Raw genomic sequence first — 2,958 nt, 5'->3', positions numbered from 1 at the left:
GTTCTTTCATTGAGTCCATCAAAACCCCTTGGGTGTTGTATGGTTAAGCCTCACGGGCAATTAGTACAGGTTAGCTCAACGCCTCACAACGCTTACACACCCTGCCTATCAACGTCGTAGTCTACGACAACCCTTTAGGATACTTAAAGTATCAGGGAGAACTCATCTCAAGGCTCGCTTCCCGCTTAGATGCTTTCAGCGGTTATCGATCCCGAACTTAGCTACCGGGCAATGCGTCTGGCGACACAACCCGAACACCAGAGGTTCGTCCACTCCGGTCCTCTCGTACTAGGAGCAGCCCCTTTCAATTCTCCAACGCCCACGGCAGATAGGGACCGAACTGTCTCACGACGTTCTAAACCCAGCTCGCGTACCACTTTAAATGGCGAACAGCCATACCCTTGGGACCGACTTCAGCCCCAGGATGTGATGAGCCGACATCGAGGTGCCAAACACCGCCGTCGATATGAACTCTTGGGCGGTATCAGCCTGTTATCCCCGGAGTACCTTTTATCCGTTGAGCGATGGCCCTTCCATTCAGAACCACCGGATCACTATGACCTGCTTTCGCACCTGCTCGAATTGTCATTCTCGCAGTCAAGCGGGCTTATGCCATTGCACTAACCTCACGATGTCCAACCGTGATTAGCCCACCTTCGTGCTCCTCCGTTACGCTTTGGGAGGAGACCGCCCCAGTCAAACTACCCACCAGGCACTGTCCGCAACCCCGATAAGGGGTCGACGTTAGAACATCAACACTACAAGGGTGGTATTTCAAGGACGGCTCCACGCAATCTAGCGACTGCGCTTCAAAGCCTCCCACCTATCCTACACATGTAGGGTCAATGTTCAGTGCCAAGCTGTAGTAAAGGTTCACGGGGTCTTTCCGTCTAGCCGCGGGTACACTGCATCTTCACAGCGATTTCAATTTCACTGAGTCTCGGGTGGAGACAGCGTGGCCATCATTACGCCATTCGTGCAGGTCGGAACTTACCCGACAAGGAATTTCGCTACCTTAGGACCGTTATAGTTACGGCCGCCGTTTACCGGGGCTTCGATCAAGAGCTTCGACCGAAGTCTAACCCCATCAATTAACCTTCCGGCACCGGGCAGGCGTCACACCGTATACGTCATCTTGCGATTTTGCACAGTGCTGTGTTTTTAATAAACAGTTGCAGCCACCTGGTATCTGCGACTCTCAATAGCTCCATCCGCGAGGGACTTCACCGTCGAGAGCGTACCTTCTCCCGAAGTTACGGTACCATTTTGCCTAGTTCCTTCACCCGAGTTCTCTCAAGCGCCTTGGTATTCTCTACCCGACCACCTGTGTCGGTTTGGGGTACGATTCCTTACAATCTGAAGCTTAGAGGCTTTTCCTGGAAGCATGGCATCAATGACTTCACATCCGTAGATGCTCGACGTCGTGTCTCAGCCTTAAGAGAAACCGGATTTACCTAATTTCTCAGCCTACGCACTTGAACCTGGACAACCGTCGCCAGGCCCACCTAGCCTTCTCCGTCCCCCCATCGCAATTGTAAGAAGTACGGGAATATTAACCCGTTTCCCATCGACTACGCCTTTCGGCCTCGCCTTAGGGGTCGACTTACCCTGCCCCGATTAACGTTGGACAGGAACCCTTGGTCTTCCGGCGAGGAGGTTTTTCACCCCCTTTATCGTTACTCATGTCAGCATTCGCACTTCTGATACGTCCAGCATGCGTTACCACACACCTTCAACCGCTTACAGAACGCTCCCCTACCCAATGCACTAAAGTGCATTGCCGCAGCTTCGGTTTACTACTTAGCCCCGTTACATCTTCCGCGCAGGCCGACTCGACCAGTGAGCTATTACGCTTTCTTTAAATGATGGCTGCTTCTAAGCCAACATCCTGGCTGTCTGAGCCTTCCCACATCGTTTCCCACTTAGTAGTAATTTGGGACCTTAGCTGGCGGTCTGGGTTGTTTCCCTCTCCACGACGGACGTTAGCACCCGCCGTGTGTCTCCCGGATAGTACTTACTGGTATTCGGAGTTTGCAAAGGGTTGGTAAGTCGGGATGACCCCCTAGCCTTAACAGTGCTCTACCCCCAGTAGTATTCGTCCGAGGCGCTACCTAAATAGCTTTCGGGGAGAACCAGCTATCTCCAGGTTTGATTGGCCTTTCACCCCTAGCCACAAGTCATCCGCTAATTTTTCAACATTAGTCGGTTCGGTCCTCCAGTTGATGTTACTCAACCTTCAACCTGCCCATGGCTAGATCACCTGGTTTCGGGTCTATATCCAGAGACTGAACGCCCAGTTAAGACTCGGTTTCCCTACGGCTCCCCTAGATGGTTAACCTTGCCACTGAATATAAGTCGCTGACCCATTATACAAAAGGTACGCAGTCACAGGACAAGCCTGCTCCTACTGCTTGTACGTACACGGTTTCAGGTTCTATTTCACTCCCCTCACAGGGGTTCTTTTCGCCTTTCCCTCACGGTACTGGTTCACTATCGGTCAGTCAGTAGTATTTAGCCTTGGAGGATGGTCCCCCCATATTCAGACAGGATATCACGTGTCCCGCCCTACTCGATTTCACTGAACACACGTCGTCAACTACGGGACTATCACCCTGTATCGTCGGCCTTTCCAGGCTGTTCGTCTAACGCGTGTAAAGCTTAAGGGCTAGTCCAATTTCGCTCGCCGCTACTTTCGGAATCTCGGTTGATTTCTTTTCCTCGGGGTACTTAGATGTTTCAGTTCCCCCGGTTCGCCCTGTTGAGCTATGTATTCACTCAACAGTAATACCTTATGGTATTGGGTTTCCCCATTCGGAAATCCCAGACTCAAATGGTTTTTACTACCTAATCTGGGCTTATCGCAAGTTAATACGTCCTTCATCGCCTCTGACTGCCAAGGCATCCACCGTGTACGCTTAGTCACTTAACCATACAACCCGAAGGAGTTTCGAGTTGATG

The 2,958-nt window shown here is 51.6% G+C and carries 1 rRNA gene; it reads right to left on the bottom strand.

Annotation, left to right across the window (positions count from 1 at the left end):
- Positions 1-39 precede the first annotated feature (39 nt).
- A 23S ribosomal RNA gene (locus R7P67_RS22960) occupies positions 40-2,929 on the bottom strand.
- Positions 2,930-2,958 lie beyond the last annotated feature (29 nt).

It is taken from the genome of Vibrio sp. Vb0937, assembly GCF_033338855.1.
The sequence above is the reverse complement of the archived record's forward strand: the minus strand, read 5'-3'. Positions and strand labels throughout refer to the sequence as shown.